This is a genomic window from Streptomyces sp. NPDC057137, assembly GCF_042670825.1.
In the GTDB taxonomy this organism is placed as follows: Bacteria; Actinomycetota; Actinomycetes; order Streptomycetales; family Streptomycetaceae; genus Streptomyces.
The window spans coordinates 1-14,946 of record NZ_JBHUUW010000031.1 but is presented as its reverse complement, the minus strand read 5'-3'; the positions used below and the strand labels follow the sequence as shown (position 1 = coordinate 14,946).

Annotated in this window: 12 protein-coding genes and 2 pseudogenes; 10 read left to right on the top strand and 4 right to left on the bottom strand. The window is 70.1% G+C overall.

Annotation, left to right across the window (positions count from 1 at the left end):
• Positions 1-61 precede the first annotated feature (61 nt).
• Complete coding sequence (locus ACFT9I_RS23340; protein ID WP_382567082.1) at positions 62-1,828, top strand: glycosyltransferase family 2 protein; 1,767 nt, start codon at positions 62-64, stop codon at positions 1,826-1,828.
• A gap of 3 nt (positions 1,829-1,831) precedes the next feature.
• Positions 1,832-3,790 carry a galactose oxidase-like domain-containing protein gene (locus ACFT9I_RS23335; RefSeq protein WP_382567081.1) on the top strand — a complete coding sequence of 653 codons (1,959 nt, stop codon included), beginning with the start codon at positions 1,832-1,834 and terminating at the stop codon, positions 3,788-3,790.
• Positions 3,791-3,806: 16 nt separating this feature from the next.
• On the opposite strand, the gene ACFT9I_RS23330 is transcribed toward ACFT9I_RS23335, so the two are convergent.
• Positions 3,807-4,823, bottom strand: coding sequence for a glycoside hydrolase family 6 protein (locus ACFT9I_RS23330; RefSeq protein ID WP_382567079.1), 1,017 nt, complete (start codon positions 4,821-4,823; stop codon positions 3,807-3,809).
• A 70-nt stretch (positions 4,824-4,893) separates the two neighbouring features.
• A pseudogene (locus tag ACFT9I_RS23325) lies at positions 4,894-5,769 on the bottom strand (DUF5937 family protein); the annotation flags it as partial.
• Between ACFT9I_RS23325 and ACFT9I_RS23320 the strand changes: the two are divergent.
• From ACFT9I_RS23320 to ACFT9I_RS23305, 4 genes and pseudogenes are all read left to right on the top strand, one after another.
• Positions 5,769-6,331: pseudogene (locus tag ACFT9I_RS23320) on the top strand (MFS transporter); the annotation flags it as partial. The pseudogenes ACFT9I_RS23325 and ACFT9I_RS23320 overlap by 1 nt on opposite strands.
• Positions 6,332-6,341: 10 nt before the next feature.
• Positions 6,342-6,851, top strand: coding sequence for a MarR family winged helix-turn-helix transcriptional regulator (locus ACFT9I_RS23315; protein ID WP_382567077.1), 510 nt, complete (start codon positions 6,342-6,344; stop codon positions 6,849-6,851).
• 45 nt (positions 6,852-6,896) lie between these two features.
• Positions 6,897-7,223, top strand: coding sequence for a DUF3817 domain-containing protein (locus ACFT9I_RS23310; protein ID WP_382567075.1), 327 nt, complete (start codon positions 6,897-6,899; stop codon positions 7,221-7,223).
• Between the two features lie 84 nt (positions 7,224-7,307).
• A complete protein-coding gene (locus ACFT9I_RS23305; protein ID WP_382567073.1) occupies positions 7,308-9,026 on the top strand; it encodes a methylmalonyl-CoA mutase in 1,719 nt (572 codons plus the stop codon).
• 14 nt (positions 9,027-9,040) lie between these two features.
• Here the strand turns inward: ACFT9I_RS23305 and ACFT9I_RS23300 are convergent, their stop codons facing one another.
• Both ACFT9I_RS23300 and ACFT9I_RS23295 read right to left on the bottom strand, forming a co-directional pair.
• A complete protein-coding gene (locus ACFT9I_RS23300; RefSeq protein WP_382567071.1) occupies positions 9,041-9,520 on the bottom strand; it encodes a MarR family transcriptional regulator in 480 nt (159 codons plus the stop codon).
• Between the two features lie 80 nt (positions 9,521-9,600).
• Positions 9,601-10,230: a TetR/AcrR family transcriptional regulator gene (locus ACFT9I_RS23295; RefSeq protein ID WP_382567069.1), complete on the bottom strand. Its 630-nt coding sequence runs from the start codon at positions 10,228-10,230 to the stop codon at positions 9,601-9,603.
• Between the two features lie 364 nt (positions 10,231-10,594).
• Between ACFT9I_RS23295 and ACFT9I_RS23290 the strand changes: the two genes are divergently transcribed.
• The 4 genes from ACFT9I_RS23290 to ACFT9I_RS23275 all read left to right on the top strand — a co-directional run bounded on the left by ACFT9I_RS23290 (position 10,595) and on the right by ACFT9I_RS23275 (position 14,865).
• Positions 10,595-11,575, top strand: coding sequence for a tetratricopeptide repeat protein (locus tag ACFT9I_RS23290; protein ID WP_382567067.1), 981 nt, complete (start codon positions 10,595-10,597; stop codon positions 11,573-11,575).
• 610 nt (positions 11,576-12,185) lie between these two features.
• The gene (locus ACFT9I_RS23285; protein WP_382567065.1) at positions 12,186-12,815 is read left to right on the top strand and encodes a DUF6230 family protein; all 630 of its coding nucleotides are present in this window, start codon (positions 12,186-12,188) and stop codon (positions 12,813-12,815) included.
• Between the two features lie 117 nt (positions 12,816-12,932).
• Positions 12,933-13,553: a DUF6114 domain-containing protein gene (locus tag ACFT9I_RS23280; protein WP_382567063.1), complete on the top strand. Its 621-nt coding sequence runs from the start codon at positions 12,933-12,935 to the stop codon at positions 13,551-13,553.
• Entirely contained in the window at positions 13,543-14,865 is a 1,323-nt protein-coding gene (locus ACFT9I_RS23275) for a hypothetical protein (protein ID WP_382567061.1), read from the top strand. Before ACFT9I_RS23280 ends, ACFT9I_RS23275 begins: the two co-directional genes overlap by 11 nt.
• Positions 14,866-14,946 lie beyond the last annotated feature (81 nt).

The following is a 14,946-nucleotide window of genomic DNA, read 5'->3' as shown; positions in this document are numbered from 1 at the left end:
GGTATATCCACTTTTCTGAGGATATCGACCTCGCCACATCGCTGGAGTTGCTGGAGGCACCGTGCTGCCGGAGGGCTACGACTACGACACCCACAGCTGTCTCGCCGGTCCGCTGACGGAGCCGGACCGGACGGCCGCCTACCGGGTGGGGTACCGCAGTCTCCTCGCGCAGGAGCCCCATCGCGTGCGCGCCGTCGTGCTCATGGTCATGGCCCCGCTGCTCTCCGGAGTGCTCCTGGTCTATCTGATCTGGCCGACGCACTGGACCGAACGCGAGGGCGGCGCCCGCTGGCTGGTCGCCTTCGACACCGTGATGCTCGTGTCGATCGGCCTCATCGCCTTCTTCATGCTGGTCAACGTCGCCTCCATCGCGCACGCGACACTGGTCGCCAGAGACCCCGTCCCCGTCGTCGCCGAGGTGGGCACCCGCGTCGCCTTCCTCACCACGTACGTCCCCGGCAAGGAACCGCTCGCCATGCTGCGGGCCACCCTCGAAGGAGCGTCAAGGCTGCGCCACCGCGGCCCCCTCGACGTCTGGCTCCTCGACGAAGGCGACGACCCGGCCGCCCGGCTGCTCTGCCGGGAGCTGGGGGTGCGTCACTTCAGCCGCCTCGGGGTGCCGGAGTGGAACCGGGGGAAGGGCGTCCACAAGACCCGGACCAAGCACGGCAACTACAACGCCTGGCTCGCGATGTACGGCGACGACTACGACTTCTTCGCCTCCGTCGACACCGACCACGTGCCGCTGCCCAACTTCCTGGAGAGGATGCTGGGCTTCTTCCGCGACCCCGACGTCGCCTTCGTCGTCGGACCGCAGGTGTACGGCAACTACGACTCGGCGGTCACCAAGGCGGCCGAGTCCCAGCAGTTCCTCTTCCACGCGCTGATCCAGCGGGCCGGCAACCGCTACCACGCGCCCATGTTCGTCGGCACCAACAACGTCGTACGCATCAGCGCCCTCAAGCAGGTCGGCGGCCTGTACGACTCCATCACCGAGGACATGGCCACCGGCTTCGAACTGCACCGCAGGAAGAACCCGCTGACCGGCCGGTTCTGGCGGTCCGTCTACACGCCCGACGTGCTCGCCGTCGGTGAGGGCCCCGCCTCCTGGACCGACTTCTTCACCCAGCAGCTGCGCTGGTCGCGGGGCACGTACGAGACGATCATCAAGCAGTACGGCAAGGCGCTGTTCCGGGTGCCGCCCGGCCGGCTCGTCAGCTACACGCTGATGCTCGTCTACTACCCGATGACCGCGATCAACTGGTTCCTCGGCATCCTCAGCTGCGTCCTGTTCCTCTGGCTCGGCGCGTCCGGCACCCAGGTGTCGTCCTCGCTCTGGCTGATGCTCTACAGCGACGCCGCCGCCTTCCAGATCGGCCTCTACCTCTGGAACCGGCGCCACAACGTCTCGCCGCACGAGCCCCGCGGCTCCGGCGGGCTGGCCGGCATGGCCATGTCCGCGCTCTGCGCGCCGATCTACCTCAAGTCGCTGGGCTCGGCGGTGCTGCGCACCAGGGGCCGGTTCGTGGTCACCCCCAAGGGGGGTGAGACCAGCGCCGACGGGCCCCTGACGTTCCGGCTGCATCTGTTCTGGGCCGCCGTGCTGACGACGTCACTCGCGGCGTCCGTGTACTTCGGCCACACCCACGCCGCGATGCGCACCTGGGCCGTACTGGCCCTGGTCATCTCGCTCGCCCCGGTCGCCGTCTGGAGCTGGACCACTCTGCGCGGACGCCGCGACGGGGCGCGGATCCCCGTGCGGGCCACGGAGGACGGTCCGGAGCAGCCGGAGCCGGCACTCGCCACGACGACGACAGGAGGGAACTGAGTCATGGCCTACCGGCCCTCGCACAAGTTCAAGAAGACGCTGCTCGGTGGCGGGGCGGTGGTGGTGCTGATGTCGCTCAACGCGCCGGCGGCCATCTCCTTCGCGACGGACAAGTACCACGCGTACGAGATCGCGCAGCCCGGCTACAAGGCGCGGTACGGCTCCTGGGAGGTGCTCGACGTCCCCAAGGAGTACCGCACCAACGCGATCCACGCCGCGCTGCTGCACACCGGCAAGGTGCTGCTCATCGCCGGGTCCGGCAACAGCCAGGAGAAGTTCGACGCGGGCACCTTCGACACCGTCCTGTGGGACCCGGCGGACAACTCGTACAAGAAGATCCCCACCCCCGAGGACTTCTTCTGCTCCGGCCACTCCCAACTGCCCGACGGGCGGCTGCTGGTGGCGGGCGGCACCGCGCGCTACGAGGTACTCGACGGCGAGGTCGACCGGGCGGGCGGCGGGATGCGGGTGAAGAACGAGAACCCGGACCGGGCGCGGACCTTCAAGAAGGGCACCCGCTTCCGGTCGCCGTCGGGTGTCGAGTACGCGACCAGGTTCGACGTCACCGTGCCCAAGGCGAAGCGGGACTTCAAGATCTCGTACGCCGAGAGCGGTCGGATGCTGCCCTGGAAGACCAAGGTCACGGCCGGTGAGGCCCGGGTCTTCGTGGAGGCCGTGGACAAGGGTCCGCGGGCGCTGACGACGGAGGCCGCGCAGTACGAGATCGTCGGCCTCAAGGGCAAGGACGCGGACAACTACTACGGCCTGGCGCAGAAGCTGACCACGGAGAAGCAGGACTTCCAGGGCATCAAGGCGGCGTACGAGTTCGACCCGGTGGCGGAGCGGTACATCCCGGTCGACCCGATGAAGGAGGCCCGCTGGTACCCGACGCTGGTCACCCTCGAGGACGGCCGGGTGCTCGCCGTCTCGGGCCTGGACGACGTCGGCGCGGTGCTCACCGGGGACAACGAGATCTACGACCCCAAGTCCAAGACGTGGTCCAAGGGCCCGACGCGCTACTTCCCGACGTATCCCGCGCTCTTCCTCACGAAGGGCGGCAAGGTCTTCTACTCGGGGTCGAACGCGGGGTACGGGCCCGCCACGGCGGGCCGGCAGCCGGGTCTGTGGGACCTGAAGAAGAACATCTTCACGAAGGTCGACGGGCTCACCCGGCTCGACGAGACGGAGACCTCGGCGTCGCTGGTGCTGCCGCCCGCGCAGGACCAGAAGGTGATGGTCATGGGCGGCGGCGGGGTCGGTGAGTCGTCGAAGTCGACGGCCCGTACGGCGATCGTGGACCTGAAGGAGGACAGCCCCGCCTTCCGGGCCGGGCCGGACCTGCCGCAGGGGACGCGCTATCTCAGCAGCGTGATCATGCCGGACGACACGGTCTTCACGAGCGGCGGTTCGTCCGACTACCGGGGGCGGAGCGCGTCCGACATCCTCAAGGCGCAGTTCTACGACCCGAAGACCAACGCCTTCCGGAAGGCGGCCGACCCGACCGTGGGCCGCAACTACCACTCCGAGGCGCTGCTGCTGCCCGACGGGCGGGTGGCGACCTTCGGCTCCGACCCGCTCTTCGACGACGCCGACAACACGAAACTCGGCACGTTCGAGCAGCGGGTGGAGATCTTCACGCCGCCCTCCTTGGAAGGCGACCGCGCGAAGTCGCGGCCGGTGCTGGGGGAGGGGCCGGCGGAGCTGGACCAGAACGGGCGGGCCACGTTCCGTACGGACGCCCCGGAGCGGCTGGCTACGGCGCGGCTGATGCGGCCGAGCGCCGTCACGCACAGCACGGATGTGGAGCAGCGCTCGATCGACCTGGGGATGACGAAGCGGGGCGGTTCGGTGACGGTGGACGTGCCGTCGGACCCGACGCTGGTGCCGCCGGGCTGGTACATGCTGTTCGTGACGGACACGGCGGGGGTGTCGTCGGAGGCGAAGTGGATCCAGGTGAAGTAGGCCCGGGTCCTGTGCCCTACGTGCCCGAGCGGCGGGCGAGTCCCAGGGCGTAGTCCGGCCACCACGTACCGGCGGACGGGCCGCCCCGGCAGGGGCCGTCCGAGTCGCCGGGCCGCTTGATCCACAGATACGCGTCGACCAGGGCGTCACCGGTCTCGGCGGTCGGCGGCGTACCGAGCGACCTGCCCGGCGGGTTGCACCAGGCCTCCTCCCGCTCACCGGGGAGGGGGCCTTCGCCGTTGCGGCTGGTGTCGACGGTGAAGTGGGCGCCGTCGAGGAGCCCGGACAGCCGGGTGCCGAAGGCCTTCACAGCGTCGTCCGTCTGGAAGTTGGAGACGTTGAGCGAGAAGCCGTCCGCCTTGGCGACCCCGGCCGTGCGCAGCGGCTCGGCGATCTTGGCCGGCTCCTTGATCCAGGCCGGGTTGCCCGCGTCCAGATAGACCTTGGTGCCCGGCTGCTGCTTCAGCCGGTCGATCGCCTCCGCCAGCAGTTGGCTGCGCTCCCCGTGGTGCTCGGCGGGGGTGCAGCCGTCCACGAGGTGGGAGACGGCGTCCGGCTCCAGGATCACCAGGGCGCGCGCGTCGCCGATCGCGTCGGCGAAGGAGTTGATCCAGTCGAGGTAGGCCTGGCCGTCGGCGGCGCCGCCGGCCGAGTAGAGGCCGCAGTCGCGGTGCGGGATGTTGTACGCGACGAGGACCACCGTGCGCTTCCCGGCGGCGCCCCGTACGGCCCTGCGGATCTCGGGCACGGGGTCGTCACCGGCGGGCCAGTCGGCCACGGGGCGCTCGGAGATCCGCCTGAGGACCTTGGCGTCGTCGGTACGGCCCTGGGCCTGCCACTCCTCCACCTGGCGCGCGGCGTCGCTCCGCGGGTCCACCCAGAACGGCGAACCGGCGGTGGGGGCGGCCTCGCCCCGTACGGCCGGGGCGCCGGTGTCGTCGCGGGCGGGGCCGGCGGAGGAGCAGCCGGCGAGCGCCAGCGCGAGCGCGAGGGCGACGGTGGCGGCGATGCTGTGCGGTGTGCGGCTGGACATCCAGCCCCCTTGAACGACTGGAGAAGCACAGGACCGGGCAATCGTGACATAACGGTCACGTTCCGTGGTGTTACGACACCGCCAGCGCGATCCCGAGCGGTGTCCGCTCGTACAGCACCTGGTGCGAGTGGCGCCGCGACGTCAGCAGCCCCGCGTCGCGCAGCACCGACAGATGCGCGGACACGGAGGACGGCGCGAGGCCCAGCCGGTGCGCGAGCGCGGTGGTCCCGGCGGGTTCGTCGAGCGCGCACAGCACGTCGGCCCGGACCCGGCCGAGCAGCCGGGCGAGCGCGTCCGGCGTACGGTCGGCGGCCTCCGTCCACAGCCCGCCGATGCCGCGCGCCGGATAGATCACGGAGGGCTGCCACGGTGGCTCGTGCCCGCCGATGATCTCGGGCCAGGTGAAGACGCTCGGTACGAGGACGAGACCGCGCCCGCCGAGCACGCGGTCGTGGTCGCCGCGCGTGCCGACGACGGTGAGGGTGGAGTCCGACCAGACGAGCCGGGGGCTCAACTCGCCCAGCAGCGCCCCGAATCCGACCTCGGCGAGCCGCCGCGAGTGATAGGCGACATCGGCTTCGAGCAGCGCGCGCAGCCGGGGCCAGTCGGGCTCGACCAGCCGCTCCCAGACCTGCTCCAGCAGCCCGGCGAACCGCTGGACGCTCCGCGCGGGATCGGCCAGCATCTCGCGCCCGAGGCCGCTGTCGGCCGCGCCGGGCGTCTCGGCGAGCGCGAGGGCCAGATCCCGGCGGGCGACCTCCGGAGGCGTGGACCGCATCAGCGCGATCTCCTCGGCGAAGGTGACGACGGGGCTCTCGGGCGGCGGGCAGAAGAAGTCGGGATTGTGCCCGACGCGGGGCATCACCAGCCACAAGGGCCGCAGATCGAGCCCGGCGGCGGCGCTCTTGATCCGCCGCAGCCACGGCAGGTGATACCCGTGCCGTCTGGGTGCCCGCCATGTTCGTCGTGGCGCCCGAGGCGCTCATGGCGCCGTACGCCGACCGGATCGGCGTCGGCCCGGCCGCGCTCGGCCTGATGATGTGCGCGATGCCGGTCGGGCACATCGCCGCCGAACTCGTCGCGGGGTCCGCCCTCAGCCCCCGCACCCGCTCGCGGATCGTGCTCCCCTCGGCCGCCGTCGGGCTGGTTCCCCTGCTCGTCTACGCCGTCACGCCCGGCATGACCCTGGCCCTGGTCGCCCTCGCGCTGTCCGGTGTCGGCGCCGTGTACGTCATCGGCCTCGACCAGTGGTTCGTGGACGCCGTCCCGGACGAACTCCGCGGCCGGGCCATGACGTTGATGACCGCCGGGCTGATGACGATCCAGGGCCTCGGCATGGCGCTGGCCGGTCTCGCCGCCGAGTTCCTGCCCGTGCACCAGGTCGTCGCCGGGTCCGGTCTGGTCGGGACCGTCTGCTCCCTGCTTCTCGTGTACGAGGTCCGCCGGACCGCCCCGGAGAACGGGAGTAAACGGGAGTAGGGGCAGACCGCCAAATAAGCACTCGGTAAGGTCGTTGACGTGTCCAAGCCGCTCAGCCTTGCCTTCGATCCCATCGCCCGAGCCGACGAGCTCTGGCAGCAGCGCTGGGGCCCCGTTCCGTCGATGGGCGCGATCACCTCGATCATGCGCGCCCACCAGATCCTGCTCGCCGAGGTCGACGCGGTCGTCAAGCCGTACGGACTGACCTTCGCCCGGTACGAGGCACTGGTGCTGCTCACCTTCTCCAAGGCCGGTGAGCTGCCCATGTCCAAGATCGGCGAGCGGCTGATGGTCCACCCGACGTCCGTCACGAACACCGTGGACCGCCTGGTCAGGTCCGGCCTGGTCGACAAGCGCCCCAACCCCAACGACGGCCGCGGCACCCTCGCCTCCATCACCGACAAGGGCCGTGAGGTCGTGGAGGCCGCGACCCGCGACCTGATGGCGATGGAGTTCGGCCTCGGGACGTACGACGCGGAGGAGTGCGCCGAGATCTTCGCGATGCTGCGCCCGCTGCGCGTCTCCGCCCAGGATTTCGAGGAGAGCTGAGCCCCGCCGTCCGCGGGGATTTTTCGGGGCGTTACGCTCATGGCCATGAAACAGAGCATCCTGACCCGCTACCGGGTCATGGCGTACGTCACCGCCGTCTGGCTGCTGGTCTTCACCGTCGCCATCGTGCTGAAGTACGGCTTCGACACCGGCGACACCATGGTGATCTCCCAGATCCACGGTGTGCTCTTCATCGTCTACGTCGTCTTCGCCTTCGACCTGGGCTCCAAGGCGAAGTGGCCCTTCGGCAAGCTGCTGTGGGTGCTGGCCGCCGGCTGCATCCCGGTCGCCTCGTTCTTCGTCGAACCGAAGATCACCCGCGAGATGCAGCCGTTGATCGTCCGGGACGAGACCGCCCCCGTCGAGGCCTGAGGCCCCCACGCTGTCCCCGCCGTGAGGAAACTCGCGGCGTTCAGCGTTCGACATTTACTAGGACGTCCTAGTAAATTCAAGAGCATGGACGCTCACGCGCACGCCGACACCGCAGCCATCGAGGAAGGCCGCCAGCGCTGGCAGGCCCGTTACGACAAGGCCCGCAAGCGCGACGCCGACTTCAGCACGCTCTCCGGCGACCCCGTCGACCCGGTCTACGGGCCGCGCCCGGGTGACCGTTACGAGGGCTTCGAGCGGATCGGCTGGCCGGGTGAGTACCCCTTCACCCGCGGACTGCACGCGACCGGCTACCGGGGCCGTACGTGGACGATCCGCCAGTTCGCCGGCTTCGGCAACGCGCGCCAGACCAACGAGCGCTACAAGACCATCCTCGCCAACGGCGGCGGCGGCCTCTCCGTCGCCTTCGACATGCCGACCCTCATGGGCCGCGACTCCGACGACCCGCGCTCGCTGGGCGAGGTCGGCCACTGCGGCGTCGCGATCGACTCCGCCGCCGACATGGAGGTCCTGTTCGGCGACCTCCCGCTCGGCGACGTCACGACGTCCATGACCATCAGCGGCCCCGCCGTCCCGGTCTTCTGCATGTATCTCGTCGCCGCCGAGCGCCAGGGCATCGACCCCGCCGTACTGAACGGCACGCTCCAGACCGACATCTTCAAGGAGTACATCGCGCAGAAGGAGTGGCTCTTCCAGCCCGAGCCCCATCTGCGGCTGATCGGCGACCTGATGGAGCACTGCGCGGCGTCCATCCCCGCGTACAAGCCCCTCTCCGTCTCCGGCTACCACATCCGCGAGGCCGGGGCCACGGCCGCGCAGGAGCTGGCCTACACCCTCGCCGACGGCTTCGGCTACGTGGAGCTGGGGCTCTCGCGCGGCATGGACGTCGACGTCTTCGCCCCCGGCCTGTCCTTCTTCTTCGACGCGCACCTCGACTTCTTCGAGGAGATCGCCAAGTTCCGCGCCGCGCGCCGGATCTGGGCGCGCTGGATGAAGGAGGAGTACGGCGCGCAGACCGACAAGGCGCAGTGGCTGCGCTTCCACACCCAGACGGCCGGCGTCTCGCTCACCGCGCAGCAGCCGTACAACAACGTCGTACGGACCGCCGTCGAGGCCCTGTCGGCGATCCTCGGCGGTACGAACTCGCTGCACACCAACGCCCTGGACGAGACCCTGGCGCTCCCCAGCGAGCAGGCCGCCGAGATCGCGCTCCGCACCCAGCAGGTGCTGATGGAGGAGACCGGCGTCGCCAACGTCGCCGACCCGCTCGGCGGCTCCTGGTACGTCGAGCAGCTCACCGACCGCATCGAGGCCGACGCGGAGAAGATCTTCGAGCAGATCAAGGAGCGCGGCCTGCGGGCGCACCCCGACGGGCGGCACCCCATCGGCCCGATCACGTCCGGCATCCTGCGCGGCATCGAGGACGGCTGGTTCACCGGCGAGATCGCCGAGTCCGCGTTCCAGTACCAGCGCGCGCTGGAGAAGGGCGAGAAGCGCGTCGTCGGCGTCAACGTCCACCACGGCTCGGTCACCGGCGACCTGGAGATCCTGCGGGTCAGCCACGAGGTCGAGCGCGACCAGGTGGCCGAACTGGCGGACCGCAAGGCCGGCCGCGACGACGCCCGTGTGCGTACGGCGCTGGACGCGATGCTGGCCTCCGCGCGCGACGGGTCGAACATGATCGGGCCGATGCTGGAGGCCGTCCGCGCGGAGGCGACGCTGGGCGAGATCTGCGGGGTGCTGCGGGACGAGTGGGGCACGTACACGGAGCCGCCCGGCTTCTGAGGACCGCCCGGCGCTCAGCGGCCGGCGCGCGGGGTCGTCCGCGGCAGGTCGCTGTCGCCGCCCAGGTTGTCGATCATGCGGCGCAGGACGTTCAGTGTCGCGGCGTACTCCCGCGGCGTGATGCCCTTGTGCACCCGCTCGTTCACCCCGTTCAGCCGCTCCTTGGCGCGCAGCCGGCCGGCCTCTCCCGCCTCCGTGAGGACGAACGTGCCGGATTCCTCGGTCAGCCAGCCGCGGGCGATCAGATCGCCGTACACGGCCTCGAAGTCGGTGTCCTGGTCGTCGAAGGGCGCGAGTTGGTCGGTCAGCCGGGCGCGGCCCCACGCGCCGGGGGCGCCCGCGACCTGGTTGAGCGTCCACCAGTGCGGCTGGGTGAGGTGCTCGACGGCCAGCTCCGCGCGGATGCCGCCGACGACATGGCGCATCGTCGCGCCGCTCCAGTAGCCGATGGGCTGGGCGGCCAGTTGCTCGGTGGTGTACTCCTGAACGGTCATGACGGCGTCCTCCGTTGAGCGGAATCGGTACGCCCACGACGCTAGAAGCCCAAGTCCACTTGAGGTCAAGGGCCGCCGGCTCACGACCCCTGGATGGCGCCCAGCCCCGTCACCAGCAGCAGCGTGAAGCCGCGCGCCCACTCCTCGTCCACCGGCTCCGCGCTCACCAGCGTCCGGTGCACCACCGCGCCCGCGATCACGTCGAAGATCAGGTCGGCGTTGCGGGCCGCCACCTCGGGGTCGTCCTCGTACGCCAACTCGCCCCGGGCCTGGGCCCGTTCGCGCCCCTTGATCACCAGCCCCTTCTGCCGGTCCACGATCGCCGTACGGATCCGGTCCCGCAGCGCGTCGTCCCGCGTCGACTCGGCGACCACCGCCATCAGCGCCGTCTTGGTCTCCGGCCGCTCAAGCAGGGCGGCGAACTGGAGCACGACCCCCTCGATGTCGGCCGTGAGGCTGCCCCGGTCGCGGATCTCGATCTCGTCGAAGAGGACGGCGACCGCGTCGACCACCAGCTCGTTCTTGCTCGCCCAGCGCCGGTACAGCGTGGTCTTGGCGACGCCCGCGCGCGCCGCGACGTCGCCCATCGACAGCTTGGACCAGCCCAGTTCCACCAGCGCCGCCCGGGTCGCCAGCAGGATCGCGGTGTCGGCCGCGGCGCTGCGGGGGCGGCCGGAACGGGTGGGGTTGTCGTGGCGGCGACTCAGCATGCCCGCGACCATACCCGCCGGTAGGGAATTCGCTGTGAGTCAGTTCACCGGATGAATCTCACACGGACGGGGCAGCTTCCGGTTACGCTACGACCCGTAGCGAAAGACCGTTTCTTCCCTTGCGGTTCTTGAGCGACGACCACTGACGCGGGGTGGGGACCCCGTGTCGAACCCAGGTCCCCCACGGGGGACTTGCCCCGTACGTGTTCAGGTCATGCACGGGGCTTGTTCAGGCGTGACGACCGTGTCCGCCCGTGCGCCCCGCGGCCGGTGGGGAGCGCGGGGACGGGCGCGGTTCTGTGTGGACGGTACAAACTGTCCGATTGCTTTTCACATGCGCGCGCGGAGAGGGGAGGATGTACTCATGCAGCCTAGGAACATGTCCATGAGCGGCGTCGTCGATCTCGCCGCGGTGAAGGCGGCCGGTGAGGCCAAGGCCAAGGCCGAGCAGGCCCGCGCCGAGGCGGCCCGTCGGGGCGACACCGGCGCCGTACCCCCCTCCAGTCTGGTGATCGACGTCGACGAGGCGGGCTTCGAGCGCGACGTCCTCCAGCGCTCCTCCGAGGTCCCGGTCGTCATCGACTTCTGGGCCGAGTGGTGCGAGCCGTGCAAGCAGCTCAGCCCCGTGCTGGAGCGGCTGGCCCGTGAGTACAACGGCCGGTTCGTGCTCGCCAAGGTCGATGTCGACGCCAACCAGATGTTGATGCAGCAGTTCCAGATCCAGGGCATCCCCGCGGTCTTCGCCGTGGTGGCCGGCCAGGCGCTGCCCCTCTTCCAGGGCGCGGCCCCCGAGATCCAGATCCGCGAGACGCTGGACCAGTTGATCCAGGTCGGCGAGCAGCGCTTCGGCCTCACCGGGATCACGGTCGACGCCGACGCGGAGGCCGGCGCCGACGACGAGTCGGCCGAGCCGGTGGAGCAGGCGGGGCCGTACGACGCGCTGCTCGAAGCCGCCGTACGCGCCCTGGACGCCGACGACTTCGGCGGCGCCGCGCAGGCGTACCGGAACGTGCTCGCCGACGACCCCGGCAACACGGAGGCGAAGCTCGGGCTCGCCCAGGCCGAACTCCTCGCCCGGGTAAAGGGGATGGACCCGCAGCAGGTGCGCAAGGAGGCGGCGGAGCGGCCGGACGACGTCCCCGCGCAGATCGCCGCGGCCGACCTCGATCTGGTCGGCGGTCATGTGGAGGACGCCTTCGGCCGGTTGGTCGAGGCCGTACGGCGCACGGCGGGCGAGGAGCGGGACGCGGCGCGGGTGCGGCTGCTCGAACTCTTCGAAGTGATCGGCTCGGACGACCCCCGGGTGACCGCGGCCCGGTCGGCACTTGCCAGGGTTCTTTTCTGACCGTGTCCCGCGTCCGTTCCGGGCACTGAGCGGGCGCGTACCGATTTGCCGACTCGACGACACCGACGACCCCGCTTTACCAAAACTTGGTAAAGCGGGGTCGCTGTTACTCCGAGTAAATCAACCTGCTTGGTCTGTCCGGTTATTGGCGGTATTCGCGAGTTCTGTCGGGTCGATTTGGGGCACCCTGTGTGCCCGCGCGGCGCCGCCTCGTGGCTCCTCCGTGAACCACTCATTACTTGCCAGTAACGAACCCCCTTGTGTCCCGAGCGTGAATACACCACGATCGTCCACGCTCGGTCCAACAACGCACCGGCGCGGCAGTCCAGCCGTGGCCACCGCAAGTTGGAACCCCACCGGGCGGGCCGGCGGAGCAGTGGCGCCGACCCACGGACAGGGGGGTTCCCGTCGACCGGCGGGGCCTGTCCGGCGGCCACGCGACGCGCGTGGTCCAGTGGTTGTCGCTCGGGGGTGATCGTCGGTGATTCTGACGCGGCTCGTTCCGCGTGATACGCACGGGCGCTCTCCTTCCCGAGGACGTAGCACTTCTCCCATCCCAGGACGGGCTCAGGCCCGATCCGGAGATGTACGTCCGAGAAGGAGGAAAGTGATGGAGTCCCAAGCACGTGGCGGGACCAGATGGAAGCGGTTCGCCGTCGTCATGGTGCCGAGCGTGGCCGCGACGGCCGCGATAGGTGTCGCTCTCGCACAGGGCGCGCTCGCCGCGTCGTTCAGTGTGTCGGGGCAGAGTTTCAAGGTCTCGGCCGACCAGTTGGTGGGCCAGGACTTCGTTCAGTACGGAAGCATCGCCGACGGCACCGATCTCAAGGGCAACAAGACCGCCCATCCGGTGGCCGTTTCCGGCTTCAGCTCGGCGACGATCAGCAACATGTGCCAGTCGGTGGTCACACCGGACGTCCCGATCTTCGGCAGCATCAGCCTTGAGCTGCGCGCCGGCACGAACAGCCAGAAGCCGGTCAAGGCGACCAACCTGTATCTGGACGTCGCCCAGCTCGACGCCGACGCCAAGTTCAAGAACATCGACATCGGTGTGGCGGCCGGCGACACAAGGATCCAGCCGGGGACCGAGAAGAAGGTCAACCCGTTCGGCTTCGCGCAGCGCGCCGAAGAGGCGACGCTGACCAATGTGAAGCAGACGGCCTGGGCGACCACGGCCGGCACCTTCGAGCTCAGCAATCTGAGCCTGAAGCTGCACAAGGGCGTCAAGGAGTGCTACTAGACCCTGACCGGGTCCTGAGCACTTCGCCCCCTGGGGCGGGCGTGTCCGTATGACGCGGCCGCGTCCGCCCACTCCCCAATCTCTCACAGCAACACCGGTTCCAGGGAGCTGTTTTCCATGAGCGCCGAGTCTTCGGATCCCCGCGGCCGATTCACGTACTGGCGGCTGCGCTTCCGCGCCTGGCGGGGTACTCGGCCGTTCTGGGCGGGCCTGTTGACACTCCTCAGTGGAGTGCCGATCGCCTACTTCCCGTACGCCGAGCTCAAGATCGGCCATCTCACGATGACCATGGCCACCACCGCGGGCGCGGGCTCGCTGATCATCGGTGTCCTGCTCGCCACCCTGGGTCTGACCATGTGGTTCCAGAGCATCGTGCGGGTGTTCGCCGGTGTCGCCACGATCCTGCTGGCACTCGTCTCGATACCCGTGTCGAACCTCGGCGGATTCATGCTCGGCGCGATGCTCGCCCTCATCGGCGGCGGGCTGTCCATCTCCTGGGCGCCGGGCCGGCCGGCGGGGCCGGCGGACGATGAGCACGCGGACGCTTCCGGCGACGGACGGCCGGCCAAGCACGCGGCCGTACGGCGGGAGACGTTCAAGCCGGCGGGCGGCGCCGTCGACCAGGGAACCCCGGACGGGGGCGGGGACGACCCTTTTCTCCCCGGCCCGCCTGACGGGGACCCGAATCTGACGGACACGACTGCCCATGCCAACGGCGGGAGGAACAGTGCGGGGTGACGACACGCGGCCGGAGACGGCCGGAGGCGGGCAGGCCCGCGAGAGAAGCGGCCCGCGCCACGCCGCCCCCAGGAAGTCGCTGCTGACGAAGCTCCAGATCCCGGCCGGAAAGGCGTTCGCGCTCGCCGCGATGCCGACGGCGGTGTTCGTCGGGATGGGGCTCACGCCCAGGCTCGCGCTCGCCGAGGACGCCAAGGACATCCCGTTCGCGCCGGGGCCGTGCGTCACGCGCTCCGACGAGCCTCCGGAGGAGTCGGCTTCGCCGTCGCCGTCCGAGAAGCCGTCGGACGAGGAGTCCGGCAAGCCGTCCGAGGGTCCGTCAGGGGACGCCACGGGCCGGCCGAAGCCGCCCGCGGGCGATGACGGGGACGACGACGGTCCCGAGCCCTCGCCCGGCGAGACACCGCCCGCGTCCGACGCCGAGAAGCCTGCCGCGCCCAAGGAGCCCGCGCCGGAGCCGAGCGAATCGAAGTCCAAGGACCCGCTGGACCCGCTGGGTCTGGGGGACGCGCTGGGTGACCTTCTCGGCGTACCGGACAAGGACACGGACAAGCCGGCCGACCCGGAGTCCGAGAAGCCCGAGTCCGACAAGCCCGAGGCCGGGAAGCCGGCGGACCCGAAGCCGGACGAGCCGGAGTCGGACAAGCCCGACGCCGACAAGCCGGACACCGGCAAGCCCGACTCGGACACGTCCGACCGGACCGAGGACGCCATCAGGGACGCCGCGGACAAGGCCGGGGCGGAGGTCGAGGAACTGGACGACGCCGCGAAGGGGCTCGACGCCCGCAAGGACGACGACATCCCCGAGGGCGCCGACGGCAAGCCGCGCTTCCCCTGCCCGGAGGCCGACCCGGAGGCGCTCGCCGCCGCCGAACTGGAGCCCGGCATCCCGCTGTTGCCGGACGACCCGTGGAAGCTGGAGAGCACCATGCTCACGCTGCGGGGTCTCGACTACCACGGCATCGTCGAGGTGAAGACGGGCAGCGGAAAGATCAAGAAGGCCCTGAAGTTCACGGCCTCGGAGGTGGACATCAAGGACCTGCACCAGAAGGTCGTCTACCCCGAGGGCCGCACGGCGCACGTGGCGAGCCGGGCGGACTCCACGTCGACCATCCGCGACGGTCAAGTCACCATGTACACGGAGGAGTTGAAGGGCAACCTGTTCGGTCTGATCCCGATCACGTTCAGCCCGGAGACCCCGCCGCCGCTCAATGTCCCGTTCGCGTTCTTCACGGACGTCGAGGTGCTTCAGGCGGGCCAGTTCGGCGGCACGCTCACCGTTCCCGGACTGCGGAACTACATCACCGACTAGGTCTTGTCCGCCCGGACGGACCCGACCTGACCTGAACGCCGAACGCCGGACGGGGCCGCACAGTCGCTGTCTCTTATACAC

Coding starts and splice junctions, on each gene's coding strand:
- ACFT9I_RS23335 (WP_382567081.1), top strand. CDS start 1,832: ATGGCCTACCGGCCCTCGCACAAGTTCAAGAAGACGCTGCTCGGTGGC.
- ACFT9I_RS23330 (WP_382567079.1), bottom strand. CDS start 4,823: ATGTCCAGCCGCACACCGCACAGCATCGCCGCCACCGTCGCCCTCGCG.
- ACFT9I_RS23310 (WP_382567075.1), top strand. CDS start 6,897: ATGAAACAGAGCATCCTGACCCGCTACCGGGTCATGGCGTACGTCACC.
- ACFT9I_RS23305 (WP_382567073.1), top strand. CDS start 7,308: ATGGACGCTCACGCGCACGCCGACACCGCAGCCATCGAGGAAGGCCGC.
- ACFT9I_RS23300 (WP_382567071.1), bottom strand. CDS start 9,520: ATGACCGTTCAGGAGTACACCACCGAGCAACTGGCCGCCCAGCCCATC.
- ACFT9I_RS23295 (WP_382567069.1), bottom strand. CDS start 10,230: ATGCTGAGTCGCCGCCACGACAACCCCACCCGTTCCGGCCGCCCCCGC.
- ACFT9I_RS23290 (WP_382567067.1), top strand. CDS start 10,595: ATGCAGCCTAGGAACATGTCCATGAGCGGCGTCGTCGATCTCGCCGCG.
- ACFT9I_RS23285 (WP_382567065.1), top strand. CDS start 12,186: ATGGAGTCCCAAGCACGTGGCGGGACCAGATGGAAGCGGTTCGCCGTC.
- ACFT9I_RS23280 (WP_382567063.1), top strand. CDS start 12,933: ATGAGCGCCGAGTCTTCGGATCCCCGCGGCCGATTCACGTACTGGCGG.